Here is a 26,291-nt window from a genome sequence, read left to right on the forward strand (position 1 = left end):
GCGGATCACCAGCGCAGGTGGATGCCGATCGTGATGGACGGCTCCAGCGCCTGCCGCTCCGGGTCGGGCCAGGCCTTCCGGCACTCCACCCGGTACGGCAGCATCAGCTCGTGTCCGCGGGCGATGTCGTCGAACAGGCCGCCGACGCCGGCGAGCAGAGCCGTCCGGTCGGGCTCGGGCAGCTGCCGGATCCGCGGCCGGGACTCGACCATCGCCAGCAGGCCGGCGCGGTCGACCGGCACCCAATGGCGGAACGACCGGGACTCGGCGGAGACGAACCAGCCGCTGGCGAGGATCTCCTCCTCGGAGGGCCCGGACACCGTGGTCGTCATCGCCGTCGGGTCGTACGCCTGCAGCAGTCCGGCCAACCGACGGACCCACGGCACGGTGTCGTCCCGCGTCGTCCGCAGCACCCCCAGGTGACCGCCGGGGCGCAGCACCCGGACGGCTTCCGGGAAGGCCGCGGCCGGGCGGGCCCGCTGGCCCGCGATCGTCACCACGTCGAACCACCGCGGCCGGAACGGGAGCCGGTCGGCGGCGGCCCGGACGACCGTCGCCCCCCCGGCTCGGCCGGACACCAGCTGGGCGACCCGTGGGTCGGCCGTGATGCCGAACACCCGGTGTCCGCACCGGACCAGGTCCACCGTGAAAGCGCCCTTCCCGGTGCAGAGATCGAGGACCCGGGAACCGGCATCCGGCAGCAGCCAGGCCATGGCCGCAGCCGGATGGTGGGTGCGGGGGGAAGCCATGCGCCCACTGTACGGGGACCGGATGGGATCGACCCGGAACGTGCTGTGGGACCCGCCCGGGGGCGGATCCCACAGGACACCTCAGTCCAGGTGATCAGGCGCACTGCCGTGTCGTGCCCATCGGCGGGGAGCCGACTGCTACGCCCTCGAAGACGGTCGATCGATACGTGGGTGCCTGGCTGCTGTGTGGGGTGTGAACCTTGCTCTATTCATACCAGTAGGGCAGGTGGTCAGGGAAGACTCCGGCTGTGATTCGACTCACCCAGGGGGTCGGTGATCGACCACCTGTGGGGCGGAGGGTTGTCCACAGACGGGTCGTCCGGGCCGGGTCATCCACAGATCAGCCGCTCCGGCCCCCATCCGAGAGGCGGCCGACCCACTCTCGGGACATGGATGTGCTGCCTCGTCGCGCCCGTGCCGCGACTCCCGGGACCGACCGCGGCCCGGCCACCCGGACCACCCCGTCCGGCCCGACCGCACCGGCCCGTCGGCTGCCGATACCGTCCCGGGGCGTCCCGGTGGCGACGAGCGTGCTGGTCGGCGAGCGGACCGACCTGCTGCGGGCGGTGGAGTCCGTCACCGCCGCCCTCACCACGCCGCCACCTGACTCGCTTCCACCGACGCAGCTGCCGGCCCGGTGGAGTGCCACCGACGCCGTCCTGATCACCGTCGACGCGGCACCGGCCGTGGCGGAGCTGGGGCTGCCCGCCCGTGACGGTGTGCATCTGCTCGGGGCCGAGACCGATGTCGACGAGCTGTGCCGATGGTCCGGGCCGTTGGGGGCGAGCCTCGTCGTCGTTCCCCGGGACACCCCGGTGCTCGGCCGGGCCCTGGGTGGGCCGCCACCCCGCGAGGGGGCTCGTACCCTCGCCGTCGTCTCCGGCGGTGGCGGCGCCGGAGCCTCCACCACGGCCGCCGGGCTGGCCGGCGCAGCCGCGCTCGACGGCCACCGGCCGGTGCTCGTCGACCTCGATCCGTGGGCGGGCGGGATCGACCTGCTGCTGGGCGCTGAGCGCTCACCCGGCTGGCGGTGGGACGACCTGGCCCGTGCCCACGGCGGGGTGGGGTCGCTGGCCGGCCGCCTGCCCGGGGGCGGCGGCGTCGACGTCATCACGATGGGCCGTACGCCCGGCGATCGACTCCCCGACGACCGGGCCGTCGACAGCGTTCTCGCCGCGGCCCGGGCGACGTACGACCTGGTGGTGCTCGACGTGTCCCCGCGACCACCGTGGGACCGGCACCTGGCCCGCGCCGGCACGGTCCTCGTCGTCGCGGGTCCGGGCGTCCGACAGCTCGCTTCGGCCCGCCAGATCGCACTGCACTGCGGCGAGGACGGTCTCGAGCCGGCGATCGCCGCGCGCCGCGGTGGGGGCGGCCCGACCCGCGAGGCGGACCGGCAGTTGGTGGCGGAGACGGTCGGCTTCCCGGTCGCTGGGATGCTGCCCCACGACGCGCGGCTTCCGGTCGCTGCGGAACGCGGCGATCCGCCGTGGCGGGTCGCCCGCCGCGCCTGGGTGGCCGCCTGCGGCGACCTGCTCGCCACCTTCGACGCGCTCCGGCCGACCGGTCCGGCCTCCCGCAGGCGGGGTGGTGACCGATGAGTGGACTGGTGGACCTCGACCGACTCCGCCCCGCCCTCGCCGGGCTGGGACGCCCGCCGACCACCGAGGACGTGGCGGCGGCGATGCGGGCCGAGGGGCTGGTGGTCACCGATGCCCTGCTCTACGACGCGGTCGAGCGCCTGCACCGCGAGTCGTACGGTGCCGGGGTCCTCGATCCGCTGCTCGCGCTGCCCGGGGTGACCGATGTCCTCGTCAACGGGCCCGACCAGGTGTGGATCGACCGCGGCCACGGACTGGAGCGGATGCCGTTGACGTTCGGGTCGGAGGAGGAGGTGCGCCGCCTCGCGCTGCGGCTGGCCGCGCGGGTGGGGCGCCGCCTCGACGACGCTGCCCCCTATGTCGACGCCCGGCTGCCCGACGGGACCCGGGTGCACGCCGTGCTCGGCTCGGTGGCCGACCCCGGAACCTGTATTTCTCTCAGAGTCCCGGCTCGGCACCGGTTCAGCCTCGCCGATCTGGTCACCCGGGGCGCGCTGCCCAGCACCGCGGTGCCACTGCTCGAGGGACTGATCGAGCACCGGCTGGCCTTTTTGGTCTCCGGCGGGACGGGCACCGGGAAGACCACCGTGCTCGGCACCCTGCTGGGCCTGGTGCCGCACGACCAGCGGCTGGTGGTGGTGGAGGACTCCCGGGAGCTCGACCCGCCGCACCCCCACTGCGTACGGCTCGAGGGCCGGCCGGCGAACGCCGAGGGCACCGGGGCACTGGGGCTGGCCGTCCTGGTCCGCCAGGCGCTGCGGATGCGGCCCGACCGGGTGGTCGTCGGCGAGGTGCGCGGAGCCGAGCTCTGTGACCTGCTCGCGGCGCTCAACACCGGCCACGAGGGCGGCTGCGGGACCGTCCACGCCAACTCCGCCGCCGACGTCCCGGCCCGGCTGGAGGCGCTCGCTGCGCTCGGTGGGCTCGGCCGGGAGGCGACCCGGACCCAGGCCCTGTCGGCGCTCGACGCGGTGGTCCATTTGCGCCGCGACCACGACGGCCACCGCCGGGTGGCCCAGATCGGCATGTTCGGCCCCGACGAGGCCGGCGGGATGCACGTCCGGGAGGCGCTCGCCTTCCCCCGCGACGGCACGGTCCGGCGCGGTCCCGCCGGGGAGGAGTTCCTCTCCCGGGTGGCCCGATGAGCACTCCGGCGGGGTGGGTGGCGCTGGCCGCGGCGCTGGCCGTCGCGGCGCTCGTCGGGGTCCCGCCGGGGCGGGCAGCGGGACGGCTGGCCGGGCAGCCGGTGGCGGAGGCCGCGCCGGCCATCCACCGGGCCGCGGGCGGGCGCCGTCGGGCCGTCCTGGTGCTGCTCGGTGCCCTGCTGGCCGTCCTGGTAGTGGGGGTCGCGTCCGGCCCGCAGGGCGCTGCGTACGCCGCGATCGGTCTGGTGCCGGCCCTGACCGCGGCGTCCCTGCTCAAGGGACGGGCGCGGGAGCTGGCGCGGGCCCGTTCCGAGGCCGAGGTCGCCAGGGCCTGCAGCCTGGTTGCCGCCGAGGTCCGGGCGGGCCGGGCTCCCGAGGGGGCGGTCGACCTGGTCGCCGAGGACTGTCCTGTCCTCGCCCCCGCCGCAGCTGCCCTACTGGTCGGCGACGACGTGGTCCGTACCTGGCGGCACCAGGCCGGTCGGCCCGGTTGTGGCGGACTGGCCGACCTGGCCCGGGCGTGGGAGGTGTCGCGGGCCTGCGGCGCCCCGATGGGACCCTCCCTCGACCAGGTGGCCGGCGCGCTGGAGCGCGAGGCGGAGGTGTCCCGGCTGGTCCGCGGCGAACTCGCCTCGGCCCAGGCCACCGGCCGGCTGATGGCCGTGCTGCCCGCGGTGGGGATCGGTCTGGGGTACTCGATCGGCGGGCGCCCGCTGGACTTCCTGCTGCACACCGCGGTGGGCCTGGCCTGCACGGTCGTGGCCGTGGCGCTCGCGAGCCTCGGAACGCTGTGGACCACCGCGTTGGCGCGGACGCCCGGACGGGAGCCCTGAGAATGGATCCCGGTGCCTCGACCGTCACCCTGGTCGCTGCCGCACTGGCTGCTGCCGTGGCGCTGGTCCTGCCGGAGCCGCCCGCTGGTCGACGTCGGCTGCGGACCGGCGCCGGCCGGCCGTGGTGGCTCGCCCGGTGGGAGCGGTTCGCCCGTCCGGTGCCCGGTGCCCCGACCGCCGAGACCCGGGCCCGGGTCGCGATGACCGCCGGCGGGATCGCCGGGGTGGCAGTCCTCACCCTGGCGCCCGGTGCGGGATCGGTGGCGCCGCTGGTGGTCGGGTCGGCCGCCGCGATCGCGTACCTGGTCAGCGGGCGCATCGTGTCCCCGGCCACCCTGCGCCGCCGACGACGGCTGGCGGCGGACCTGCCCGGTGCCCTGGAGCTGATGGCCTCCTGTCTGGCTGCGGGGCTGCCGGTCCGCGGTGCGGCAGCGGCCGTCGCCGGGGCATACGGCGGTCCGCTCGCCGAGGATGTCGGCGGTGTCCTGGCGCAGATCGCCATCGGCGACAGCGAGGGACATGCCTGGCTGCGGCTGGCCGCCGACCCGGCCTGGTCACTCGTGGCCCGCGACCTGGCTCGATCCGTGCAGAGCGGGTCGACCCTGGTCGATCTGCTGCACCGTCACGCTGAGCGAGCCCGCAAGGAGCGTCATGCGGCCGTCGTCGCAGCGGCGCGGACCGTCGGGGTCCGCAGCGTCCTGCCGCTGATGACCTGCTACCTGCCCGCCTTCGTGCTGGTCGGCATCGTCCCGGTCATCGCCGGCACCCTGCCCCGGCTACTGGGGTGACCGGAGCCGGACGCACACATCGCCGCGAACCCGCCACGATGTCCCGATTCGTCCACAGCCCTGTCCCGACCCGAACCGTCGTCCACAGCACCCCGCCGCGGCCGCCCCGTGTCCCCGCCGGTGTCCCACCCTCCGACCGAGCCCGGACCGCAGGGGTGCGGGCACACGAAAGGGGAACCCCCATGTCCGAGACCACCGCCTCCGACACCACCACGCCCGACCAGACCACCGACCTCACTCCCTCCCCGGCCCGCCGTCGCGGCCGCCTCGCGGCCCTGGCCGGGCGTCTCCACGACCAGCGGGGGATGGCCACGGCCGAGTACGCCGTGGGGACGGTCGCTGCGGTCGCCCTGGTCACCGCCCTCATCAACGTCTTCCGCAACAAGGAGTTCGTCCAGCTGCTGCTGGACCTGGTGAAGGCGATCTTCCAGGCCGTGATGGCCGCCAAGGGACTCGGGATCTGACCCTGTCCCCGGCCCGGGACGCAGGGCGGAGGCACCGGTGGTGGCGGCCCGGGTGGGCGCCACCACCGGCGGCCCGGCGTCCCACGCCGGGCCCGATCCCGCCATCTCGTCCCACGATCCCCTTCCGCGGGCTCGTCCCGCGGATTCACCACCGACCTGGGAAGGACCACCATGACCACCGCGGATCGTCGTCCCGGTTGCCCCGACCGAGGCCCGTGCCCTGACCGGGGACTGTGCCCTGACCGGGGACTGTGCCCTGACCGGGGACTGTGCCCTGACCGGCGTCCGCACCCCGATCGGGGCATGGTCACTGCCGAGCTGGCCGTCGGTACTGTCGCAGTCGTCCTCGTGACGCTGATGTTCGCCTGGGGACTGCATCTGTTCACGCGGCAACTCCTGCTGGAGGACACCGTCGCGGAGGTCGCCCGCCAGTCGGCTCGCGGGGACCGGGTAGCTGTGGCTGCCGCCCGGACGGATGCCCCGGCCGGCACCCGCCTCACCGTCACTCCGGAGGCGAGTGAGGTGCGGGTCCGCGGGGAACTGCCCAGCGGCCCGCCCGGACGACCGGAGGACCTGGTGCTCGTCGCCGAGGCCCGGGTGTTGCTCGAGCCGGGGAGGGCACGATGAAGAGGCGGTGCCGGACGGAGGGCTGGTGCCGGGCGAGGGACCGACGGCCGAAGGACCAGCAGGGTTCGGGAACCCTGCTGCTGTGCGCCACCGTGGCGATCCTGTTGATGCTGACCTGGGCAGGCGCGGTCGGCGGCGGCTATGCGATGGCCCTGCACCGCGTCCGGGGTGTCGCGGACCGCGCGGCGCTCGCCGGCGCGGTGGCGTACGCGACGGGAACGGATCCCTGCCCGGTGGCCCGGCGACAGGTCGACGCCGAGGCTCCGGCGGTGCTGGCCGAGTGCCGCGCGGTGGGTGACCTGCAGCGGTACGTCGTCAGCGTGGAGGTCTTCCGGCTGGTGGCGATCCACGTCCCGGGGCTCCCCGAGGACGTCCGCGCGGTCGCGCACGCCGGCCCCGGTGAGGTCGGCGTCGCCACCGCGGTGGGGCGGGCGCCGTGACCCGTCGTCGACCGCCGCCCGTCGGCCCCGGCGGGCGGCAGGGCAGGATGGGGGCATGGATTCGTGGTTCGAGACGTTCTGCCAGGAGCTCGTCATCCGCCGTTCCCTCGAGCGGACCGGGCAGGCCCTGGTATTGGCCCGGGAGGATTTCGGCGTGGTCCTGCAGGTCGCCGCCGATTGGAGTGTCGTCCCGGCCGCAGCGCTCGCCGAGGGTCTCGGCCCACGCTGGGTCGGTCTGGTCCGGGCGGCGGTGATGCCGCTGGTGGAGGCCGACCCGGCGACCGGTACGGAGTGGCAGCCGGGCGCCGCGGCCGGCTACCGCGCCCGCCCGGACGCCGTCGAGGGGGTGGTGACCGACGTGCTCGTCGTCGACCTGACCGACACGGCCCGCGGCAGCGGGCAGTGGGTCCTGCCGTACCGGGCCGACGACTCCGGTGTGTCGTTCGCCGCAGCGGTCCGGGCCGGGGAGTGCGCCGACGGGGTGCTCGCCCTGGGCGCGCTGGACCCCCGTGACCCCGGCCGGATCCCTGCCCCGGACGGCAGCGGACTGCTCTCCCGGGCCCGGGCCAGGCTCACCCTGGACCTCGGTGGCGCGCAGCTGGGCGTACAGCGAGCGGTCGACGCCGATGGCGACGGGTTCGCGTACGCCACCGAGCCGTACGCCACCCAGCTGAGGGAGGCCGGCATCGACCCGGTGGAGCTGGTCACCCTGGACCTGTGAGCCCGGAGATCCCGGGCCCGGGGTGACCGGTGGCCGGTGAGATCAGTCGGTGCGGGCCAGGCCATCGGCCAGCACTCCGGCCAGGGCCGGCCGGGTGGCCCGCAGCCCGAGCACCACGAACAGGACGCCGACCGCCATCACCGTGGCGGTGATCAGCAGGGTCACCGGCGACAGCACCAGAGCCGCCCCGACCAGCGGCAGCAGCACCACCACCGCGCTGGCGATCGAGACCCCCATGACGAACCCCAGCGGCCCCAGCACCGTCCGTCGGCGCGCCCGGTCCTGGCTCGCCAGGTCCATCCCGATCAGGTCGAGCCCGACCTCGACCCGGCGGCGGTCGAGCACGGCTGCGCTCTGGTTGATGCCGACCGAGCAGGCGACGGTCGCGAAGGCGAAGACGATGGTCAGCAGCACCCCGGTCCGGATGTCCTGGATCACCACGAGATCGCCGGCCGTGGCGTGCGCCGAGACCCGCTCCATCAGCGCCACCCCGGTGCCCCCGGCCACTCCGACGAAGCAGACCGCACCGAGGGCGGCCACCTGTCGCCAGGCCTGCTTCGGCGATTCCAGCACCATCCGGGCGGCCACCAGCGCCTCGGCCGTGCGGGCGCGGCGCAGTCGTCTGCGGAAGAAGACCGCGAGCAGCCGCGGGCCGACGATGTCGATGACGCCCAGAGCGACGGCGATGGCGAACAGTGCCACCGCCACTACGACCACCGGGCCGGCCTGGGCCCCGAGCATCGGGGCGAGCTTCGTGGCCAGCGCCGCCACCCCGAGCAGCACCACCCCGGCGGCGATCCGGGCCCGGGAGACCCGCTGGGCGGTGCTGCGCATCCGCACCCCGAGCGGGGAGATGACGACCGCGCGCAGGCCCAGCGCGGAACTGGCCAGCGCCAGGACCACCAGGGCGGCCACCACCCCGGCCAGCGGTCCGGGGCCGAGCAGCAGGGCGGCGGCCCCGACCCGGTGCCCGTCGAACGACAGCAGCCCGAGCAGCGGCAGGGACAGTGCATACCCCAGACAGCCGAGGAGGGCGCCGGCCAGGGCATACGCGCCCGCCTCGGCCAGTGTGACCAACCGGAGGGTCGGCGACGTCGCGCCGATCAGCCGCAACGACGACAGCCGGTCGTCCCGTCGACGGGCCGACAGCCTGGCCGCCGAGGACGCCAGGGTGACCAGGGGCAGCACCAGCAACACCACCGCGAGGCTGGACAGCATCCGGTAGACCCCGGCGGTCTCACCAGGAATCGACCAGAACATCACCGCGCCGCCGGCGACATCGAGGATGATCGTCGAGATGACGGCGAAGGCGGTGACCGGCAGTCCCCAGGCAGCCCGGTCCCGCAGCGTCGGACGGGCCAGCACGCCCAGCACCGCCCAGGTCACCGGCAGCGGGCCGCGGGGCGCCGGCAACAACAGCGGCTCGGGCAGGGGTGCAGGCAGCAGGTCCACGGGTGCCGGCCGACCCGACGGGTCCGGTGCCGCGGTCATCGGTCCGCCCCATCCCGGGCGTCGTCGGCAGCGCTTCGGGCACTGTCCGCGATGCCCCGTACGCTCCGTACGCCGTTCTCCGCCGGCCGGTGGCCGACGATCGCCGGTGCCGGCTGCCCCTCCGGCTGCCCCGCGGGATGCCGCTGCGGAGGCCGCTCCGGACGACGGACGTCACTGGTGATCCGGCCGTCGTGCAGGGTGAGGATCCGCGAGCAGCTGCGGGCGACGTCGGGGTCGTGGGTGACCACGACCAGGGTGCGCCCGCGCCCCGCGGTCGAGGCGATCAAGGCGTCCATGACATCGGCCGCGGTGGTCGAGTCGAGCGCACCGGTAGGCTCGTCGGCGAACACGATCGCCGGGTCGATCACCTGTGCCCGGGCGATCGCCACCCGCTGCGCCTGGCCACCGGAGAGTTGGCCGATCCTGCGGTCGTCCAAGCCGTCCAGACCGAGGGCGGTCAGCCAGCGGGACGCATGCCGCTCTGCGTCGCCCCGGTCCACGCCGTTGAGCAGCAGCGGCAGCGCGACGTTCTCGACCGCGGTCAGCTCGGGGACGAGCATGCCCTGCTGGAAGACGAAGCCGAGGGACTCGCGCCGCAGCTTGGCCCGCCCGGCGGCATCGAGCTGATCGACCCGGACGGCGCCCGAGCCCGCGTCGAGCCGGATCGCCCCGGCGGTGGGGGAGACGATGCCGGACAGGCAGTGCAGGAGGGTCGTCTTGCCGGAGCCGGACGGACCCATCACGGCGACCGCCTCGCCCGGGTCGATGGTCAGGCTCGTTCCGGCCAGCGCGACCGTCGAGCCGTACGACTTCGCGACGTCCTCTGCGACGAGGCAGGGTCGGACGGTGGCGCCGGGTGCGGCGGAGGTGACGGCGCCGGGCGCGGCGGATGGGGGATGCGGCACTGAGGACATGAACCCACCGTGCCGCGGACGGGGCCCGGGAGACATCAGGCCGCGGGCGGCTCCCGAGGATCGCCCCGGAGGATGAGAGCCCCTGAGATTCCCCCCGGGGATCAGGGCCGGAAGCGAGGTGGCCAAGACCTCCCGGTTCAGCCCTCGTCCTGGAACGGGCGTACCTCGACCGTCAGCCGGCAGGCCGCGGAGGCCCGTTCGGCGAGTTCGAGTGCCTCGGTGAGGGTGTCCGCCCGGACCACCCAGAAGCCGCCGAGCTGTTCGGCCCCCGGCAGGTAGCTGCCGCGGTGCATGGTCACCCTCGGCCCGGTGGCATCGACCACTGTGGCCTCGGCGGCCGGCAGCAGCCCGCCGGCGAAGACCAGCCGGTGCTGGGCCAGCAGTTCGTCGTTGAAGGCCGCCACCTCGGCCCGGATCTGCTCGAACGGTGTGTCCGGGACCGGGGCGATCTCGGCGGCGTGGTGGACGGACAGCAGGTACTGCGGCATGGCGGTTCCTCTCACGGGAGAGCGGCGATGATGCCACCACCGCCAGTCTGGCCGAGCCACCGCCGGTACGCCACCGGGCCGGCCGGGTGGCGTACGCCGCGAGCCGGGTCGGCTCGGCGCTACTGCCAGCGGCGTCCCCTGAGCAGGCCGATCAGGTGGTCGAGCACCGCCGGGTCCATCCGCAGACCGTTGTGCTCGTACTCGCTGGTCACCCAGGTGCGGCAGTCCGGCAGCAGCGCGGCGGTCTCCAGGGAGTACTCCAGCGGCACGTACGCGTCGTGCTGGTAGACGGCCGCAGCGACCGGGACCTCGGCCCGGGCGAGTTGCTCGAGGAGGTAGAGCCGGTTCCACGCGTGCTCGGCGACCAGGTCGGCCACCTCGGCGAACGCCGCCAGCTCGGTGTCCTCGGCGAACAATGAGCGGTGCAGGTGCTCGCCACCCAGTAGCGTGACGTCCTCGCGGACCTGGTCGGGCATCGTCCGCTCCGCCGCCCAGCGGGTGGCCACCCCGTCGGCGTAGCTGGACTCGTGCAGCACGGCGTAGAGCGGATTGCGGCCGGTGAAGGGGAGCAACGCCGCCAGGTCGTGGGCGAACGCCGCGGACCCGGGATCCAGCCCCAACAGGTAGTGGAGCTGCTCCGAGCCGCCCTGCATGCCCAGCCGCAGGCCGACCGTCCGGAAACGATCGGCGGAGACCGGGTCGCCGTTGGGCAGACTGATCCCGCCCTGCGCGCACAGGGCACTGAGCCGACGGACCCGGTCCCGGTCGCCCGGGAAGCGGCGGTAGTGCTCCTCCGACTTGCGGATCATCGTCCGCCAGGTGGTCGCGTAGATGTCCTCGATCGGATGGCCGACGGCGCTGAGTCCGCCGGTGAGGAGGGCTCCGGCCAGCGATCCGGGATGCGAGGACAGGTAGTGCAGGGCGGTGAAGCCGCCGAAGGACTGGCCCAGCACGGTCCACCGCGGCACGCCGAGCGCCTCCCGCACCGCCTCGCAGTCGTGGACGATCTCGTCGGCGCGCAGATGCGTGAGGTAGGCCGCTTGGTCGGCCACGCCCAGACCGGCGAGTGGCGCGGCGACCCGGGCCTCCACCCGGCCCTCCCGGCGGGCCACCGTGGCGGAGACCGGGGTGGAGCGCCCGGTGCCGCGCTGGTCGAGCAGCACCACCCGGAACTCCTCCAGGGCCCGCGGCAGCCAGGACGGCCCGGCCGGCACGAGCGTCGGCCGCGGGGCCTCGTTGCCGGGGCCGCCCTGGAGGAAGACCAGATACGGCCGGTCCTCCCCGCCCTCCCCGGTCACCACCCGGGCGAAGATCTCGATCGTCCCCGCCGCAGGGTCCGCATGGTCGAGGGGGACGTCGAGGGTGAGGCTGGTGAGGGTCAGGCCGGGCAGGGCTTCGGTGGTCGTACGCACGATCCTGAGCCTAGGCCGCCGCGTGGGCGACCGGGCGCGGGCACTGACCCGGCCGGGAGGGCACAGCTCGAGAAGGAAAAGACGGGGAGGAGACGCCCGCCGCTCAGCCATCCTTTAGCCGGGGCTCAGGAAGCGCTCACGGTCGCCACCGGGATTCCGCCCCGCGGAGGGGATGATGGAGACCCGTCCGGCGAGAGAAAGCGCGAATCCTGCAATGTCTGTCCTACACCATCGGCTGCCGGCGCCTCACGGGGCTCTCGCGGAGGACGGCATCTTCCGCCGCTCGGCCCACCCGCTGACGCTCATCCTGCTCGCGGCCGCGGCGATCCTGGTGATCACCGGGGCGGGGTTCGCACTGACCGCCCGTCCGGTCGACCTCCCGCTGTCCGTCGCGCTGAACGGCCTGCACTCCGGTGCCCTCGGCACGGTGACCTCGGCCGTCTACCACGTGATCAGCCCGGTCCCCGCGATCATCATCACCGCGGTGATCTGTGCGCTGATCTGGCTGGTCGGCAAGAACCTGCGTGCGGCCGTCGCCTTCGGCGGCCTGGTGGCGGTCACCTGGATCCCGTCGGCCGTGGTCAAGCTGATCGTCGGCCGGCCCCGGCCCGACGTGGCGCTGATGCCGCACCCGTTCACACCGGTCCAGACCGACGCCTCGTTCCCCAGCGGGCACACCGTCTTCATCGTCGCCTTCGTGATGGCGGTGGCCTACCTGCTGCGGGGCACCCGCTGGTTCGGCCTGTGGGTCGTCGTCGGCGTCGTGCTGGTGCTCGTGGTGGCGGTGTCGCTGTCGATCGACGCGGTGCACTTCCCGACCGACGTGGCCGCGTCGATCGTCTGGTCGCTGTCGGTCGCGCCGGCGGTCCGGGTGATCGGGGTCGACTGGGTGATGCCGCGGATCCCGTTCCTCGCCCCGCCCGTGGCGTCGGGTCGGCGGGCGATCGACGGCTAGCGAGCCCGCGCCCGGAGCCGCGGCGTCGGGACCGACGTGTCAGGGAACGGCCTCCCCCTATCCAACTGATAGGGGTGCCTGCCGACCTGGGGACTGGTCGGTCCCTTGCGATGCGCCCGACGATGGGCTCCATGACGATGGGCTCCATGACGACTCTCCTGGCCGGCCCCGCTCCGCGCACGGCAGGCTCCGGCCCCCGTCCCGCAGCGCCGCTGCCGCCGCTCGGCCCGGCCTGGTATCCGGCGGTGATGGGCACCGGCATCCTCGGCACCCTGCTGCAGACCTCCGCCGGGCGCCTGCCGTGGGGCCACCCGGCGTCCGTGGTGCCGCTGGTGATGTGCTGGACGATCCTGGTCGTGCTCACCGGCGGATTCCTCGGTCGGATCATCGGTGATCGCGGTGCGCTGACCGAGACCCTGCGCGATATCGACAAGGTGCCGATGTGGGGCACCGTGTCGATGGGTGTCCTCGCCGTCGGGTCGTGCACCGCCACCGTGGTGCCGGCGTGGTGGCCCGGCCTCACCCGGACCGCCTGGACGGTCGACGCCGTGCTCTGGGCGATCGGGACGCTGGTCGGCGTGCTGGCCGCGCTCGGGTTCGGGGCTCGGCTGGTGGGTCGTGACTGCGGGGCGCCGACGACCGTCTGGGGGCTCGCCGTGGTGGGGCCGATGGTCGCCGCGACGACCGGCGCCGGGCTGGTGCCGCACCTCGCCGGTCAGGGCCGGATCTGGCTGCTGCTGGCGACGGTCGGCTGCTTCTTCCTGTCGCTGTGTGTCGGCACCATCGTCTTCGCGGTCGCCTACCACCACCACTGGCGGATCGCCCCGATCGCGCTCGCGGCCGCGCCGTCGGCCTGGATCCCGCTGGGGATGGTCGGCCAGTCCACCGCGGCGGCCCAGTCGATCGCCGCTCAGGCCAGGCCGATGCTGGCCGGGCAGGCGGCCGCGGTCGTCCACCAGGCCGCGAACGGCTACGGCTTCGCGATGCTCGGCATCGGCCTGCCGCTGGTCGGGTGGGCGATCGTGGTGACCGCACGGGGCTTCGTCGGCCGGATGCCGTTCAGCCCCGGATGGTGGGCCCTCACCTTCCCGATCGGGACGCTGGCGCTGGGGGCGACCCTGCTGGGGCAGGGGACCGGCCGTACGGTGCTGACCCTCGCCGGCGAAGTGGGCACCCTGGTGCTGTGCGGCACGGTGGCGCTGTGCACCGTCGCCTCCCTCCGCGGCATCGCGACCCGTGGGCTCGCGGCCTGATGGCTCTCGCCGCCCGGAGGCGATGTCGTCCGGCCGCGGCAGGGCTCGGGAACGACTCGTCCGGCCGTGACATCATCCTCAGGTGACCAGCTATCCGAGCCTCGAGGTGCTCGAGCTGCTCGTCGCGATCGCCGACCACGGCAGTGTCGGCGCCGGTGCCCGGGCGGTCGGCATGGCCGGCCCCAACGCCAGCCGGACGGTGCGGCGGTTCGAACGTGAGCTGCGGGTGGTGCTGTTCCGGCGTACGCCCCGGGGCAGCGAGCCGACCGAGGCCGGGCAGGCGGTGGTCGCCTGGGCCCGGCCGCTGCTGCGGCAGGCCGAGGCACTGACGCTGGCGCTGCGTTCGCTGGAATCGGCCGGGCTGGGACAGCTCGACGTGGCGGCGTCGATGACCATCGCCGAGCACCTGTTCCCCGGCTGGCTGGCCGAACTGCGGCGCCGGAACCCGGACGACCGGATCCGGCTCCGGGTGGAGAACTCGGCCGAGGTGACCAGGCTCGTACTTGAGGGGACGGTCGATCTGGGGTTCGTCGAGGATCCCAGTCCGACGCCGGGTCTGACCCACCACCCGGTCACCAGGGACCGCCTCGTGCTGGTCGTCGCCCCCGACCATGCCTGGCACGGCCGCGCCGGGGTGGATCCCGACGAGCTGGCCGCCACCCCGTTGGTCAGCCGCGAGGTCGGCTCGGGCACCCGGGCGGTCCTGGAACACGCCCTCGCTCCGCGGACGCTGGCGCCGGCCGCGGTCGTTCTGAACAGCAACGCCGGCGTCCGGGCCAGCATCCAGGCCGGGGTGGCCGCCGGCGTCCTCAGCGATCTCGTCGTCGCCGATCCGGTCCGGGCGGGCGAACTGGTGGTCGTCCCGATCACCGGCCTCGATCTGGTCCGCCCGCTGCTGGCGGTGTGGCGGACCGGACAGCCCCCGCGCGGGATCGCGGCCGAACTCGTGGCTGTCGCCGAGCGGAGCGCCGGCCACTGACCTGACAGCCCCTGCCGCGGCGGAGTCACGGCGGCGGTGTCACCCACAGCTGCGTCGAGAGGCGATAGGCGGTGCTGAGATCGCTGTCGTCGTGGACGAGCACCCGGCCGATGACGAGCACCGACCGGTTCGGTGCGGCGATCTGCTTCATCCCGTCCGGCACCTGCCCCGTCCAGCCGGGGCCGGTGAGGAGGTAGTCCCCGGCCTCGGCGCCGGTGGTGCGCTTGCCGACATAGGCGAAGTTGGTGTTCGTCACCGGGTCGGTGAACTGCACGGCGTAGTAACGGCCGGCCATGTCCGGCACCTGCAGGACCTGCGCCCCCTCGGAGAGATCGAGCCAGCCCACGGTGAGGAGAGGCGGCACCCGGTAGCTGCCGTCCAGAATGGTCGGGCCCGGCTCGTACACCCGCAGCCAGAGGATGAACCGGCCCGCGGGCGCGGGCAACCAATTGGCTTCCCGACCCGCCGGTGCAGTGCGCTGGAGGTGGACATCGACCGAGCCGTCGGCGTTCGGGACGAGCCCGGACCGGTCGCTCACGGCGTACCGGTTGATCGGGTTCGGCACGAAACGGTTCTTGGCGTCGCCCATCGTCAGCGACCAGAACGCGTTGTTCGGCGGGAGACCGCCGGCCGGGAAGTGCAGGACGTAGTCGCGCCGGCCGGTAAGCGTACGGCCCGCGCCGTCCGTGTTCGTCCACCAGTACACCGCCTCGGCGGCCGTGTTGACCGGGCCTGGGAAGAGCTGGGCGTACGCGGCGCGCAGCAGCATGCCGGTGCCCGGCTCGCCCAGCCCGAACACGGTGATCCAGCCGTTGACCCTGGTCGCCTTGAGCCTCGCGTAGAGCTGGGCGGTGACGAAAGCCAGCCCGTAGCCGATGAGGATGCCCTGCAGGATGTCGCTGCGCACCGTCCGCGGCTGGGGGAAGAAGAGCAGGCGGATGACGAAGCCGACGCAGATCACGCCGATGAGCGCCGCGAACCAGCCCCACCTTCTGCTCACGTTCCCTGCCTCCAGCACCACGGGCCTGTCCCGCCAGGGGAAGGTGATGACGTCGACGTCTCGGCCACGGTACTCCGGCGTTCCGTGGCCGAGACGGGGACGGAGTCGAGATCCTCTGAGCTGTCCCAGGGGGGATGGCTCAGACCAGGTGGTGAGCCGTGGCATCCCCTACGGGATTCGAACCCGCGCTGCCGCCTTGAAAGGGCGGTGTCCTAGGCCACTAGACGAAGGGGACCCGGTGCTGAGCACCACGGCGCTCCGGACCGTACGGGCGGAGGGCCGACGAACAGCATAGCCCAGCCGACCGCCGGAGGCGATCCGTCGTTGATCCTCGACGTCAGAGCCGCTCCCTATCGTGGACGGCATGGATGCGCTCATGAAGGTCCACACCGTGACGATCAACTCGGGCGACCCCTGGGCCCTCGCGGCGTTCTGGTCGCAGCTCGTCGGCGGCACTCCGGCCGATTCCGGTAACGGGTTCGTGCTGGTCAAGCCGGCGACCGGCATCCGGTTGCTGTTCCAGCAGGTCAACCGTGCGAGCCGAGACCCCGGCTGGATCCACCTCGACTGCGCGGCGGTGGACCGGGAACGGACGATCGAGGCGGTCGTACGACTCGGCGGCTGGCTGGTCGAGCACCGCGGCGACAGCAACGGGAACTGGACGGTCCTGTCCGACCCCGAGGGGAACCTGTTCTGCATCTAGGCAGCAACAATCCGGGCACCATCGAGGCGCTGCTGTTACCGCCCTCGTCGCAGCTCCGCCGGACCTCGTCAGTTCACGCTGACGTGCACGTGGTCGTAGTGGTTCGCGGTGGTCGAGCCCCGGTCAGCCATCAGCCGCCAGCCCTCCGAGGACCGGGCGACCGACCAGATGTGCTGGCGCCAGATGATGTAGCTGATGCCGAGTTCGCTCGCGTGGGCCTGGAGATAGGCGGCGATCTGGTCTCCGATGACCTTGTTGGCGCCCGACCAGTTCGGGATCATGCAGTCCACCGCGTGGCCGTCGTTGTGGTCGGAACCCGGCTCGACCCGCACGCCGTAATAGGGACCGACCACCGGCCACTGCGTCTCGACGACGTTGACGACCTTCTTGGCCGACGGGACGAGCCCGGAGAGCCCGACCGAACCGGGCAGCGCGGACGAGATGATCGACGACGACACGTTCGCCGGGTCGACGGTGGTCGACGTGCCCGGGTTGCTGCTGCTGAGGTACTGGCTCGACATCCAGCGGGCGGCGCCCTGCCAGACGACCTCGGTCCAGCCGTTGGAGGTCTTGCCGGTGGTGCTGACCTGCTGGCCCTGCTCCAGGGTGGTGACCACGGCGTACGAGGTCGACGGGCCGGTGCGGACGTTCACCGAGGTGGTCGCGTACATCGTCCCCGAGCCGGTCACCACGGAGGGGGCCGGCTCGGTGGCGGACGCCCCGGCAGTGGTGAGATAGCTGCTGGAGACCCACCGCGTCGCCCCGTTGTACAGCACCTGGGTCCAGCCGTTCTGTTCCGTCCCTGTGGTTGTCACCTTGGTGCCGCGCACCAGGGTGGTGACGACGGCGTACGAGGTGGACGGGCCGGTGCGTACGTTGAGGGCGGTCGTCGTGTACGCGGCCCCGGTGCCCGACCCGGACGACCCCCCGGTCGACCCGCCGGAGGAACCGGAGCCGAGATAGACGCTCGACACCCAGTAGGAGTGGCCGTCGCGGGAGATCTGGGTCCACGCCCCGGAGGTCGTTCCGGTCAGGGTGACCGTGGTGCCCTTGCCCAGGGTGGTGACGACGGCGTATGAGGTGGACGGGCCGGTGCGGACGTTGAGGTTGACGGTCGTCACGGCCGTCCCCGCCGAACCGGTCGAGACCGGCGTGCTGCCGTCGGTGTCACCGCTGACATAGCGGCTGGCGACGTAGACCCGCCGGCCGTTGAGGTCCACCGGGGTCCAGCCGTCGGCCGAGTGGCCCAGTGCGGTGATCCGCTGCCCGGTGCTCAGGCCGCCGACGACGGGGTAGGAGAGGCCGGGGCCCGACCTCAGGTTCACTCCGGTGATCGCGGTCAACCGGTCGCCCTGCGCCGACTGCGAGAGTGGTCCGAAGACCATGCCCGACGCGGTGACGAGGCCTGCCAACGTCGCCGTGGCCACCGTCCGCCCGAGGGCGCGTGTCAAGAAGCCCATGTCGTCTTCCCCTCCCGACGACCTTCCCGAGTCGCCGTGACGCGCGGGCGCCGAGACCGGTGCCCGAAGGGGTCGTCGTCGCGGGTGCTTCCCCGGATCCCCTGCCCTTCCCCGACAGGGTGTCCCACACGCGTACGACGACCTCCGTAGCCGACCCTAGGGGCCGGGTCGTCTCCGGTGAACTCTCAAGCTTCAGTTGACCTTGATTTGACTAGGGGAAATGACAGGCATGTCAGTTGCCCGGGCGTTCCGCGGAGACCTGACACGCCAAAGTGAACAGAAGGTTAACAAAAAGTGTCCAACGGGGGTATTCTTGTTGTGTTGAGGGCGTAACCGGACGCCCCACAACGTGCCCACGACACGCATCACCTGCGTGGAAGGAGGAGGTCATCATGTTGACCGCAGAGGAGCTCGAGGAGCGCTACGCGTACGACACGGCGCAGCTCGCCGACCACTACGAGGGTGTCTTCACCCCCGACGAGGTGCGGGAAGCGGTCGCCATCTCCCGGGTGCACCTGGAGAAGCAGGCCACGGTGACCGACTTCCTGCCGCTCCTCGTCTCGCGGATGGCCAAGGAGGAGTTGCTCGCCAAGGCCCAGGCGGAGGGCCGGGTCGCCAAGGCACTGCCGGAGATCCTCTTCGTCTCCGAGCACAACAGCGCCCGGTCCCACATGGCCGCCGCGCTCACCCGGCAGATGGCCGGCGGCAAGGTGAACGTACGGTGCGCCGGCCTCCACCCGCGGGGCGGCCTGTCCAGCGATGTCATCACCGTGCTGGCCGAGCGGGGGATCGCGCTGAAGTACCCGTACCCGATGCCGTTCACCTCCAGCCTGGTGGGGGCCGCCGACGTGGTGGTCACCCTCGGGGTGCCGGAGTTCTACGACTTCGCCGGCAAGGTGTGGGTGAACTGGGAGGTCCCGTCGCTCGGCGGTGAGGGGCTCGAGTTCGTCCGCGAGGTCGCTGACGACCTGGAGCGCCGGATCCGGGTGCTGCTCGCGGAAGAGGTCTCGGTCGCCGCCTGACCCGGCGACCTCCCGTCCTCGTCGTCCCCCGGCCGACCGGATCCGGTCGGGTTTGGGCGGTCCGGGGCATGATGGCGGGCAGACGCCCGATCGGGCGAGCCCGGGACGGAGGAGGGGACATGCAGCGGGTGATCGTCTTCGGAGGTGGCGGTCACGTCGGCACGGCGGCGCGTCGGGCCCTCGAACCCGACCACGAGATCATCAGCGTCGGCCGGCGTACGACCCCGCGGGTGGATGCCACCGATCCGGCCAGCGTCGAGGCGGTCTTCGCCGCCGTCGGGACCGTGGACGCGATCGTCGCCTGCCTCGGTGACGTCCCCTTCAAGCCGCTCGGTGACCTCGGACGTGACGACTATCTCGCGGCGTTCCGCGGCAAGGTGCTGCCGCAGCTCGACATCGTCCGGCTCGGCCTCCCGCACCTCCGGGACGGCGGATCGATCACCCTGACCACCGGCATCCTGGCCCGCGAGCCGGTCGCGACGGGGGCGGCCGCGGCGCTGGCCAACGGCGCGCTGGAGTCGTACGTGATCGCCGCGGCGACGGAGCTTCCGCGGGGCATCCGCCTCAACGCTGTCAGCCCCACCGTGCTGGCGACCGCGCCCGAGTACTTCGCTCCGTTCCCCGGTTTCCCGCCGGTGTCGGCGGAGCTCGTGGGCGCGGCGTTCAAGAAGTCCGTGGACGGCGTGCAGACCGGGCGCGTCTACAGGCTGGACTGATGATGGGGCCGACGTGAGTGGCGGGGACCGACGTGAGCGATGACAACGCCCTGACCGGTGGCAACGCCGTGACCGGTGGCGCCGGCACCGCCACCGGTGGCCGCCGGGTGTCGTTCTCGGTGCTGGCCAAGCCGACCGGCGCGGCCTGCAACCTGGACTGCACCTACTGCTTCTTCCTCTCCAAGGAACTGCTGTACGACCACGACTCCCAACGGATGAGCGAGGCCGGGCTGGAGGTGTACCTGCGCAACCTGCTCGATTCACAGCCCGACGGGCCGGTCGAGATCGCCTGGCAGGGCGGTGAGCCGACGCTGCGCGGCCTTCCCTTCTACCGGCGGGCGGTGGCCCTGGTGGGTGAGCTTGCCCGCCCCGGGCAGCAGGTGTCCTTCGCCCTGCAGACCAACGGCACGCTGTTGGACGACGACTGGGGCGAGTTCCTCGCCGAACACCACGTCCTCGTCGGCCTGAGCATCGACGGACCCGCCCGGCTCCACGACCACTACCGCGTCAACAAGGCGGGACGCGGCACGCACGCCCAGGTCCTCCGCGGCTGGCGGACCCTGCAGCGTCACGGGGTGGAGACGAACGTGCTCTGCACGGTCCACCACGCCAACCAGGACCACCCGGTGGAGGTCTACCGCCACTTCCGTGACGACCTCGGGGCGCGGTTCGTGCAGTTCATCCCGATCGTCGAACGTGTCCCCGCCGACCAGCTCGAGGTGGCCGAGCGCGGTTGGCGGGTCGACGGCGAGCGGTCCCGACTGCTCTACCGCCAGACCGGCGACGCCGTCACCTCCCGCAGTGTCGAGCCGCGGGCGTACGGGGCGTTCCTGTCGTCGGTCTTCGACGAGTGGCTGGCACACGACGTGGGCACCGTCTTCGTGCAGGACTTCGACGTCGCGCTCGGTAACCTGTTCGGCCGGCACTCGCTGTGCGTGCACTCGCCGGAATGTGGCACCGCCATCGCGGTCGAGCACAACGGCGACGTGTACGCCTGCGACCACTACGTGGAACCCGACTACCTGCTGGGCAACGTGGCGGACACCCGGCTCGCCGACCTGGTGACGCAGCCCCGGCAGCGGGAGTTCGGCCGGTCGAAGCGCACCGGCCTGCCGACCCAGTGCCGGGAGTGCCCGGTGCGCTGGGCCTGCCACGGCGGCTGCCCCAAGGACCGGTTCGCCACCACGGCCGACGGGGAGCCCGGCCTGAACTATCTGTGCGAGGGCTACTACGGCTTCTACCGGCACGCCCAGCCCGCGATCGAACGGATGGGCCGGTTGCTGCTCTCCGGGCGGCCGGCGGCCGAGATCATGGCGGAGGATGCCGGCTGACGCCCCGGGGGTTCCGACAGCGGGATACCCGCGTCGGCTGTGGATGGTGCGGGCCGAGGGAGTGTCCACGGCAATCGGAGCGGGCGGGCTGTCGCTAAGCTAGGGAGCTGACTCGGGTCCTTAGCTCAATTGGCAGAGCAGCGGACTTTTAATCCGCGGGTTGTGGGTTCGATTCCCACAGGGCCCACCCAAAGTGTCTTACGGGAACACGCGACATCGGAAGATGTTGAGTGTTCCCGTTTGGCTTCCTTGACTCCGGTCGTCTCACGCACGATGGTCGCGAACGGTTCTGCGAGGCGCGGGCGTAGTTGCTCGTCCTCAGTGATCTCCAACCGCGTGTAGAACGCTTGGTTCGCGAGTCTCCTGCTCCCGTCGTCGGAGTGAGCGTAGGCGTGGAGGGCGTTGGTCAGGAGTCGCAGGCTGTCGTGCAGAAACGCGCGCCCACGGACGTGTTGCTCATCATGCACGCGCAGGCGGTACTCGATGTCGGCGAGCCCGGCGCGGATGCGGTCTTGGTGCCGCTTGAGCGTAGGCAGGTCGATGGCGTCGGCGAAGTGCGCGGCGAGGAGCTTGTCGCTCTCGGCTTCCAGGCGCGCCCGGTTCGCGGTGAGGTCTGCGAACTCCTGATCCTTGCCCGCGCTGCGCTTGTTGAACGCGGCGTCGACCTCGGCGGCGAGGTGTCGGTAGTCGTCTTCGCTGATCGTGATGGAGGCGTAGGAGTTCGCGACCAGGCGTTCTGCGACCTGGACGGGCACCGCCCGCCGCGTGCAAGTGGTCTTCTTGGACGCGCGGCCGGAGCAGACGAAGTAGGCGTAGGTAGTGCCTCTCGGGTTGGTGGCGAAGTCGAGCAGCATCCGCGACCCGCAAGCGCCACAGTGCAGCAGCCCTTTGAGGTGGTGGGCGTGCTGGACGTGCCGGGTTGCGTGCGCGTTGCGCGCCTTCAGCAGAGATTGCACCTGATCGAAGAGCGCGGGTTCCACGATGGGCTCGTGCGCTCCAGGGTGGAGCGCGCCCTTGTAGCGGATGACTCCGGCGTAGTACGGGTTCGTCAGCACGCGGTAGAGGGCGTTCTTTCCCAGCGGCCCGGATGGACGCTTCGGCGTCGGCACGGTGAGCAGCCCTCGCGCGGTGAGGTCGCGCAGGAGTCCGGTGACGGAGGTCTCGCCGTCTGCGTATTGCTCGAACGCCCACGTGATGAGCGGGGCTCGTTCGGGATCAACCTCGACGGTGCGTATCTCGCGGCCTTGGTCGTCGGTGCGGCGGACGTTGAGGTAGCCGATGGGTGCTCGCATCGGGGTGCCGCCCTGGGCGACCTTCTGCCTCAACCCCTTGGTGACCTCGGTCGCAAGGTTACGGCTGTAGAACTCCGCAATGGACGACATGATGCCGTGAACGAGCATCCCCGAAGGCGTCTGGTCAATGCTCTCGGCGGCGGAGACGAGCGTGACCCCGGCATTGATGAGGGCTTCGTGAATCTTCACGTCGTCGGCCCGGTTGCGGGCGAGCCGATCGAGCTTGTGAACGATGCAGAACTGCACCCTGGTTGCGGCGATGAACGCCAGCATGTCCTGCAACCCGTCACGATCCGCCGAGCGCGCCGATTCCCCGGCGTCGATGAACTCCCGTACGATCCGCGCACCCATCTCGTCGGCCTTCCGCGCGTTGGCCTCGCGCTGCGCGGGGATCGAGAACCCCTCCTCGGTACCACCACGCTCGGCCTGCTCCCGCGTAGACACCCGCAGGTAGGACACGGCGAGCAGCACCGGTGCGTCGGCGGGTCGCTCGGAAGTGTTGGTGTCGAATGTCGCGGTGCTCATGGTCGGCCTCCTCACCGGGGTACATCTTGGTGTCGATCCTCTCGCGCACCCCTGACAAACTGAAGAGATCAGCAAGGTGCAGGCGTGAGGTGGTCAGGCGGCGGGATCCCGTAGGGGTCGGGATCGCCGTTCAGCCAGGCGCGGTGCCGGGCCTCTGCGATGCCGAGCACCCACTCGATCAGCTTCCCGAGGTCAGGCTCTTCGCGCCGCTTCGCTCGCAGCCGCAGATTCCTCTCGTCGCTTCGCATGCCAGACAGGTGCACCGGCCGCTGCACGATGCACACTTTCATCCATCCGCCCGTCACCACTTTGAGGTCACACTTTGAGGTCACACGCATCTTGCAGATCGAGGATTCGACACTTACGTCGGTGACGAAACAGACGTACCGTAGAACATGGCCACCAAACGCTACGACCCCGCAGCGACCGACTTCAACGGTCGTTACGCCCGCTGGGTCGCCGCCCTCGAATCGGGCGACGATGCCGAGCTGCTGGAAGCCACCGTGGCGCTCCCGACCCTCAACAAGCGTGTACTGGCGAAGCTCGCCGCCGTGGACCGAGACGAACCTGACCCGACGGCGTGCGCCGAGCAGAAGCGTGTGATCGTGCTGCTCAGCGAGATCAATGCCCACCAGGCCGCACGCCTCCGCGAACGGAAGCAGGCGGAGCAGCGTCGTCGCGACCGCACCGTCCGGGTCGAGCGTCGAGTCGATCTACCAACCACCTGCGCCCGGTGCGGCACCAAGCTCAAAGAAGTGAAGCCGACCGGCAGACCGCGCCTGTACTGCTCTCCCGCCTGCCGGAAGTCCGCCTACGAAGACCGCCGCGCCCACCGCGACGGCGCCGTCAAGGTGCAAGTCGTAGAGAAGATCGTCACCGAGGTGCGAGAACGCCGCATCCAGGTACCCCACCCGCGCAGCGACTGCATCAACGCAGTCCTGGCCGATGACGACCTCATGGTCTCAGTGGTCTGGACACTCACAGCCCTCGTGCGAGACCGCACCCGCAAGGCGTACGACCCTGACCAGCCGAAGTTCAAGAGCCTCCACCGTCACACCAGAGCCCTTCACCAGGCCCTCCTTGAGCGTGCCGGACTCGCCTAACTAACGCGGAAGAGCGCCCCTTCATGCACATGGGGAGGAGGGCAAGGTTTTGTGACATACTATGCAGGAAAACTACCCGTCTCCTTGGAAGGAGCAGACATGGGTCGCCCACCGAAGCCACCCCAGACGTACATCGCGGACTGCCTCGATTGCGGTCATCACTGGGTATCGCGGGCTGGCTTTGGCGTGCCCGGCCAGTGCCCAAAATGCCGTAGCGAAAAGATCACAAGTAGGCCAACAGGGTCGTAGTCGGACCCTACCGCGCCATGAGATGCAGGCTCTCGCCAGTAGGCTGGGCCGTGAGTGGCGCAGCCACTCACGGGGGCGTGATCTGGGAACCGAGCAGTCGCCTACGCAGATAGAGACGAGGATTTGATGGCAGCAAGGTACAACTTGCAACCGCATGAAGTGGTGCTACTCAAGGATGAGAGCGTTATGCACGGCGGTTTCTGGTCGGCGTACACGGATGAGTTGATGCTGACCAATCTCAACCTTGTGCTGATCAAGAAGGGGATGTTTGGAAACTCGAAGGGTGTTCTGACGTTCCCCGTGGACCAGATAAAGGTCTACAACCAGCAGGCGCAGGCCGTGATCGGGAAGGCCGCGAACGGCACAGACCTACTGGAGGTCTACTTCCTGAACGGACAGGAGAAGTTCGCATTCCAGTCGGGGGGCAAGAAGAAGCTTAACGAGTGGATCGCCAAGATCCACCAGGCCGTCACCGGCGAGGAAGCGCCTGCCCAGCAAAGCACGGGCATGGCTCTCCCCGGCGCGGAAATGGTGGCTGGCGTTCTGAAGGACACGCTCGGCGTGTTCAAGTCCAAGCTCGGCACCAAGTCCGAGACCCCGGTGAAGGTCGCGGGAAAGTGCCGCGGCTGCGGTGCCCCGGTGACTGGCGTCCAGGGGCAAACGATCACCTGCGAATACTGCGGCTCTGCGCAGCAGCTGTGAACGCCAAGTAGAAGGAATCACCGATGGGAATCATTCAGGCGTTCACCGGCGCTCTCGGCGGCACTTTCGCGGATCAGTGGAAGGACATTATCACCGCCGGGCACTTCACCGAGTACACGGTGGTCGCTCCGGGCGTCTATCAGCAGACCAACAACGGACGCGGGACGAACTTCAAGGGTTCGGTCGATGTCATCTCCAACGGTTCAAAGATATTTGTCCCTGAGAACACCGCCGCCTTCATCTTCAGTCAAGCGGGCATCGAGGATGTGGTTACCCAAGCAGGCGGGTACGAATACCGCGCAGGACAACCAAGCATCTTCAGCGGGGACGGATTCACCGTATCGATCGTGAACCAGACTGTTGATCGCATTGGCTACGGCGGGCAGACCTCGGACCAGAAGTACCTCGCCTTCGTCAATTTGCGCGAAATTCGTGGGCTCAAGTTCGGCACACGTGGGCCGATGGTTTATCACGACAAGTTCTACGGTGCGGACTTGGAGCTCATGGCGTTTGGGAGCTTCTCTCTTCGTGTCGTTGACGCCGTCGCATTCGTTCGGAACTTCTTGCCGGCGAACGCGCGCTACTACGCTTTTGACAGCGCCGAGGCTCGCCAGCAGATCTCTTCCGAGTTCATGCAGGCGTTCCTCGTTGCGGTCAACTCACTCTCGGCAACGCACCGTATTTCTGAGCTGCCTTCACAGGCGGGGTCCATTGCCGAACTGATCGCCGATGACAATTCCGCACTCGGATCGTGGATCACTCGATACGGGCTTGACGTGGTCCAGGTCGGTATCGAGAGCATCGAGTTCTCGCCCGAGTCGCGGGAACTTGTCAAGCAGTACTCCGCGAACAAGATGAACATCTCGGCGTTCGAGGGCATCTCGCAGCAGACTTCAAACGTCGCCGCACAGCAGAAGGTTGCACAAGGAGTCCAGGATCACGGACTCGGTGACGCGGGCGGGATGCTATTCGGCATGAATCTTGCCCAAGCGATCAGCCCGATGACCGCAGCACCGGCCACGCCAGTGGCTCCAATCTCGTCAACACCAGGGTTGTCACTCGACGAGCAGATCGAGTCCGTCAGAAAGCTGAAGGATCTCGTTGATGCCGGGATCCTGTCTCAAGACGAGTTTGAGGCGAAGAAGAAGCAGGTAATGGGTCTTTGACCCCTGGCCTTGTCTTCGCCCAGACGGTGCCGCGATGCACGCCGAACTGCCGGGCGAGGGCAGTCACGCTGACACCCTGCGCGCGGGCTGTTCGCATAGCGTCCGCTTCCTCGTCGGTCAGCTGTGTTCGAGCGCGTCTCCTTGGCTCTGCGGCAGCCTCGA

Annotated in this window: 25 protein-coding genes, 2 tRNA genes and 2 pseudogenes; 19 read left to right on the plus strand and 10 right to left on the minus strand. The window is 71.1% G+C overall.

The window, feature by feature from the left end; genetic code table 11:
- Positions 1 to 5: 5 nt before the first annotated feature.
- The gene (locus R0145_RS02600) at positions 6 to 749 is read right to left on the minus strand and encodes a methyltransferase domain-containing protein (protein WP_317838875.1); all 744 of its coding nucleotides are present in this window, start codon (positions 747 to 749) and stop codon (positions 6 to 8) included.
- Positions 750 to 1,138: 389 nt separating this feature from the next.
- On the opposite strand from R0145_RS02600, the gene ssd reads away from it, so the two are divergent.
- The 8 genes from ssd to R0145_RS02640 all read left to right on the plus strand — a co-directional run bounded on the left by ssd (position 1,139) and on the right by R0145_RS02640 (position 7,368).
- Positions 1,139 to 2,350, plus strand: a complete 1,212-nt coding sequence (gene ssd, locus R0145_RS02605) for a septum site-determining protein Ssd (protein WP_317838876.1) — start codon at positions 1,139 to 1,141, stop codon at positions 2,348 to 2,350.
- Positions 2,347 to 3,495 (plus strand): TadA family conjugal transfer-associated ATPase, encoded by a 1,149-nt coding sequence (locus R0145_RS02610; protein WP_317838877.1) that lies wholly within the window; start codon positions 2,347 to 2,349, stop codon positions 3,493 to 3,495. The genes ssd and R0145_RS02610 overlap by 4 nt, the downstream gene beginning before the upstream one ends.
- Positions 3,492 to 4,328, plus strand: coding sequence for a hypothetical protein (locus R0145_RS02615; protein ID WP_317838878.1), 837 nt, complete (start codon positions 3,492 to 3,494; stop codon positions 4,326 to 4,328). The genes R0145_RS02610 and R0145_RS02615 overlap by 4 nt, the downstream gene beginning before the upstream one ends.
- Positions 4,329 to 4,330: 2 nt before the next feature.
- Positions 4,331 to 5,116, plus strand: a complete 786-nt coding sequence (locus R0145_RS02620) for a type II secretion system F family protein (protein WP_317838879.1) — start codon at positions 4,331 to 4,333, stop codon at positions 5,114 to 5,116.
- A gap of 182 nt (positions 5,117 to 5,298) precedes the next feature.
- On the plus strand, positions 5,299 to 5,580 hold the full coding sequence (locus R0145_RS02625) for a DUF4244 domain-containing protein (protein WP_317838880.1): 282 nt from the start codon (positions 5,299 to 5,301) through the stop codon (positions 5,578 to 5,580).
- Positions 5,581 to 5,883: 303 nt separating this feature from the next.
- Positions 5,884 to 6,207, plus strand: coding sequence for a TadE family type IV pilus minor pilin (locus tag R0145_RS02630; protein ID WP_317838881.1), 324 nt, complete (start codon positions 5,884 to 5,886; stop codon positions 6,205 to 6,207).
- Positions 6,204 to 6,647, plus strand: coding sequence for an Rv3654c family TadE-like protein (locus tag R0145_RS02635; RefSeq protein ID WP_317838882.1), 444 nt, complete (start codon positions 6,204 to 6,206; stop codon positions 6,645 to 6,647). The genes R0145_RS02630 and R0145_RS02635 overlap by 4 nt, the downstream gene beginning before the upstream one ends.
- Before the next feature lie 55 nt (positions 6,648 to 6,702).
- Entirely contained in the window at positions 6,703 to 7,368 is a 666-nt protein-coding gene (locus R0145_RS02640; protein WP_317838883.1) for a hypothetical protein, read from the plus strand.
- A 42-nt stretch (positions 7,369 to 7,410) separates the two neighbouring features.
- Here the strand turns inward: R0145_RS02640 and R0145_RS02645 are convergent, their stop codons facing one another.
- The 4 genes and pseudogenes from R0145_RS02645 to R0145_RS02660 all read right to left on the minus strand — a co-directional run bounded on the left by R0145_RS02645 (position 7,411) and on the right by R0145_RS02660 (position 11,673).
- Positions 7,411 to 8,859, minus strand: a complete 1,449-nt coding sequence (locus R0145_RS02645; protein ID WP_317838884.1) for an FtsX-like permease family protein — start codon at positions 8,857 to 8,859, stop codon at positions 7,411 to 7,413.
- A gap of 161 nt (positions 8,860 to 9,020) precedes the next feature.
- Positions 9,021 to 9,773 (minus strand): annotated as a pseudogene (locus tag R0145_RS02650) (ABC transporter ATP-binding protein); the annotation flags it as partial.
- Positions 9,774 to 9,910: 137 nt separating this feature from the next.
- Positions 9,911 to 10,261 (minus strand): YciI family protein, encoded by a 351-nt coding sequence (locus R0145_RS02655; protein WP_317838885.1) that lies wholly within the window; start codon positions 10,259 to 10,261, stop codon positions 9,911 to 9,913.
- A gap of 119 nt (positions 10,262 to 10,380) precedes the next feature.
- Complete coding sequence (locus tag R0145_RS02660; protein WP_317838886.1) at positions 10,381 to 11,673, minus strand: alpha/beta hydrolase; 1,293 nt, start codon at positions 11,671 to 11,673, stop codon at positions 10,381 to 10,383.
- Positions 11,674 to 11,887: 214 nt separating this feature from the next.
- Between R0145_RS02660 and R0145_RS02665 the strand changes: the two genes are divergently transcribed.
- The 3 genes from R0145_RS02665 (at position 11,888) to R0145_RS02675 (ending at position 14,860) form a co-directional block, all read left to right on the plus strand.
- Positions 11,888 to 12,628 carry a phosphatase PAP2 family protein gene (locus R0145_RS02665; protein ID WP_317838887.1) on the plus strand — a complete coding sequence of 247 codons (741 nt, stop codon included), beginning with the start codon at positions 11,888 to 11,890 and terminating at the stop codon, positions 12,626 to 12,628.
- Positions 12,629 to 12,774: 146 nt separating this feature from the next.
- Positions 12,775 to 13,881 (plus strand): TDT family transporter, encoded by a 1,107-nt coding sequence (locus tag R0145_RS02670; protein ID WP_317838888.1) that lies wholly within the window; start codon positions 12,775 to 12,777, stop codon positions 13,879 to 13,881.
- A gap of 82 nt (positions 13,882 to 13,963) precedes the next feature.
- Positions 13,964 to 14,860, plus strand: a complete 897-nt coding sequence (locus R0145_RS02675; protein WP_317838889.1) for a LysR family transcriptional regulator — start codon at positions 13,964 to 13,966, stop codon at positions 14,858 to 14,860.
- A gap of 25 nt (positions 14,861 to 14,885) precedes the next feature.
- On the opposite strand, the gene R0145_RS02680 is transcribed toward R0145_RS02675, so the two are convergent.
- Complete coding sequence (locus tag R0145_RS02680) at positions 14,886 to 15,860, minus strand: DUF1214 domain-containing protein (RefSeq protein WP_317838890.1); 975 nt, start codon at positions 15,858 to 15,860, stop codon at positions 14,886 to 14,888.
- 159 nt (positions 15,861 to 16,019) lie between these two features.
- A tRNA-Glu gene (locus R0145_RS02685) sits at positions 16,020 to 16,095 on the minus strand.
- A gap of 129 nt (positions 16,096 to 16,224) precedes the next feature.
- Between R0145_RS02685 and R0145_RS02690 the strand changes: the two genes are divergently transcribed.
- Positions 16,225 to 16,563 (plus strand): VOC family protein, encoded by a 339-nt coding sequence (locus R0145_RS02690; protein ID WP_317838891.1) that lies wholly within the window; start codon positions 16,225 to 16,227, stop codon positions 16,561 to 16,563.
- Between the two features lie 68 nt (positions 16,564 to 16,631).
- On the opposite strand, the gene R0145_RS02695 is transcribed toward R0145_RS02690, so the two are convergent.
- Positions 16,632 to 18,023, minus strand: coding sequence for an SH3 domain-containing protein (locus R0145_RS02695; protein ID WP_317838892.1), 1,392 nt, complete (start codon positions 18,021 to 18,023; stop codon positions 16,632 to 16,634).
- A 392-nt stretch (positions 18,024 to 18,415) separates the two neighbouring features.
- On the opposite strand from R0145_RS02695, the gene R0145_RS02700 reads away from it, so the two are divergent.
- From R0145_RS02700 to R0145_RS02715, 4 genes are all read left to right on the plus strand, one after another.
- The gene (locus tag R0145_RS02700; protein WP_317838893.1) at positions 18,416 to 19,045 is read left to right on the plus strand and encodes a low molecular weight phosphatase family protein; all 630 of its coding nucleotides are present in this window, start codon (positions 18,416 to 18,418) and stop codon (positions 19,043 to 19,045) included.
- 119 nt (positions 19,046 to 19,164) lie between these two features.
- Positions 19,165 to 19,761 (plus strand): short chain dehydrogenase, encoded by a 597-nt coding sequence (locus R0145_RS02705; protein ID WP_317838894.1) that lies wholly within the window; start codon positions 19,165 to 19,167, stop codon positions 19,759 to 19,761.
- A gap of 32 nt (positions 19,762 to 19,793) precedes the next feature.
- Positions 19,794 to 21,092, plus strand: coding sequence for an anaerobic sulfatase maturase (locus tag R0145_RS02710; protein ID WP_317838895.1), 1,299 nt, complete (start codon positions 19,794 to 19,796; stop codon positions 21,090 to 21,092).
- Between the two features lie 114 nt (positions 21,093 to 21,206).
- Positions 21,207 to 21,279: transfer RNA gene (locus tag R0145_RS02715), tRNA-Lys, on the plus strand.
- Between the two features lie 592 nt (positions 21,280 to 21,871).
- On the opposite strand, the pseudogene R0145_RS18360 reads toward R0145_RS02715, so the two are convergent.
- Together R0145_RS18360 and R0145_RS02725 are read right to left on the minus strand one after the other, a co-directional pair.
- Positions 21,872 to 22,909: pseudogene (locus R0145_RS18360) on the minus strand (recombinase family protein); the annotation flags it as partial.
- Between the two features lie 68 nt (positions 22,910 to 22,977).
- The gene (locus R0145_RS02725; protein WP_317838897.1) at positions 22,978 to 23,184 is read right to left on the minus strand and encodes a hypothetical protein; all 207 of its coding nucleotides are present in this window, start codon (positions 23,182 to 23,184) and stop codon (positions 22,978 to 22,980) included.
- A 120-nt stretch (positions 23,185 to 23,304) separates the two neighbouring features.
- On the opposite strand from R0145_RS02725, the gene R0145_RS02730 reads away from it, so the two are divergent.
- The 3 genes from R0145_RS02730 to R0145_RS02740 all read left to right on the plus strand — a co-directional run bounded on the left by R0145_RS02730 (position 23,305) and on the right by R0145_RS02740 (position 26,129).
- Positions 23,305 to 24,012 (plus strand): hypothetical protein, encoded by a 708-nt coding sequence (locus tag R0145_RS02730; protein WP_317838898.1) that lies wholly within the window; start codon positions 23,305 to 23,307, stop codon positions 24,010 to 24,012.
- A 375-nt stretch (positions 24,013 to 24,387) separates the two neighbouring features.
- Positions 24,388 to 24,963 (plus strand): hypothetical protein, encoded by a 576-nt coding sequence (locus R0145_RS02735; RefSeq protein WP_317838899.1) that lies wholly within the window; start codon positions 24,388 to 24,390, stop codon positions 24,961 to 24,963.
- A 23-nt stretch (positions 24,964 to 24,986) separates the two neighbouring features.
- Positions 24,987 to 26,129: an SPFH domain-containing protein gene (locus tag R0145_RS02740; RefSeq protein ID WP_317838900.1), complete on the plus strand. Its 1,143-nt coding sequence runs from the start codon at positions 24,987 to 24,989 to the stop codon at positions 26,127 to 26,129.
- Positions 26,130 to 26,291: the final 162 nt, after the last annotated feature.

Source organism: Raineyella sp. W15-4, from assembly GCF_033170155.1.
Lineage (GTDB): Bacteria > Actinomycetota > Actinomycetes > Propionibacteriales > Propionibacteriaceae > Raineyella.

Bases quoted from the DNA above. Each gene is read 5' to 3' on its own strand.
- R0145_RS02600 (WP_317838875.1), bottom strand. From the start codon at position 749: ATGGCTTCCCCCCGCACCCACCATCCGGCTGCGGCCATGGCCTGGCTG.
- ssd (WP_317838876.1), top strand. From the start codon at position 1,139: ATGGATGTGCTGCCTCGTCGCGCCCGTGCCGCGACTCCCGGGACCGAC.
- R0145_RS02610 (WP_317838877.1), top strand. From the start codon at position 2,347: ATGAGTGGACTGGTGGACCTCGACCGACTCCGCCCCGCCCTCGCCGGG.
- R0145_RS02615 (WP_317838878.1), top strand. From the start codon at position 3,492: ATGAGCACTCCGGCGGGGTGGGTGGCGCTGGCCGCGGCGCTGGCCGTC.
- R0145_RS02620 (WP_317838879.1), top strand. From the start codon at position 4,331: ATGGATCCCGGTGCCTCGACCGTCACCCTGGTCGCTGCCGCACTGGCT.
- R0145_RS02625 (WP_317838880.1), top strand. From the start codon at position 5,299: ATGTCCGAGACCACCGCCTCCGACACCACCACGCCCGACCAGACCACC.
- R0145_RS02630 (WP_317838881.1), top strand. From the start codon at position 5,884: ATGGTCACTGCCGAGCTGGCCGTCGGTACTGTCGCAGTCGTCCTCGTG.
- R0145_RS02635 (WP_317838882.1), top strand. From the start codon at position 6,204: ATGAAGAGGCGGTGCCGGACGGAGGGCTGGTGCCGGGCGAGGGACCGA.
- R0145_RS02640 (WP_317838883.1), top strand. From the start codon at position 6,703: ATGGATTCGTGGTTCGAGACGTTCTGCCAGGAGCTCGTCATCCGCCGT.
- R0145_RS02645 (WP_317838884.1), bottom strand. From the start codon at position 8,859: ATGACCGCGGCACCGGACCCGTCGGGTCGGCCGGCACCCGTGGACCTG.
- R0145_RS02655 (WP_317838885.1), bottom strand. From the start codon at position 10,261: ATGCCGCAGTACCTGCTGTCCGTCCACCACGCCGCCGAGATCGCCCCG.
- R0145_RS02665 (WP_317838887.1), top strand. From the start codon at position 11,888: ATGTCTGTCCTACACCATCGGCTGCCGGCGCCTCACGGGGCTCTCGCG.
- R0145_RS02670 (WP_317838888.1), top strand. From the start codon at position 12,775: ATGACGACTCTCCTGGCCGGCCCCGCTCCGCGCACGGCAGGCTCCGGC.
- R0145_RS02690 (WP_317838891.1), top strand. From the start codon at position 16,225: ATGGATGCGCTCATGAAGGTCCACACCGTGACGATCAACTCGGGCGAC.
- R0145_RS02695 (WP_317838892.1), bottom strand. From the start codon at position 18,023: ATGGGCTTCTTGACACGCGCCCTCGGGCGGACGGTGGCCACGGCGACG.
- R0145_RS02700 (WP_317838893.1), top strand. From the start codon at position 18,416: ATGTTGACCGCAGAGGAGCTCGAGGAGCGCTACGCGTACGACACGGCG.
- R0145_RS02705 (WP_317838894.1), top strand. From the start codon at position 19,165: ATGCAGCGGGTGATCGTCTTCGGAGGTGGCGGTCACGTCGGCACGGCG.
- R0145_RS02730 (WP_317838898.1), top strand. From the start codon at position 23,305: ATGGCCACCAAACGCTACGACCCCGCAGCGACCGACTTCAACGGTCGT.
- R0145_RS02735 (WP_317838899.1), top strand. From the start codon at position 24,388: ATGGCAGCAAGGTACAACTTGCAACCGCATGAAGTGGTGCTACTCAAG.
- R0145_RS02740 (WP_317838900.1), top strand. From the start codon at position 24,987: ATGGGAATCATTCAGGCGTTCACCGGCGCTCTCGGCGGCACTTTCGCG.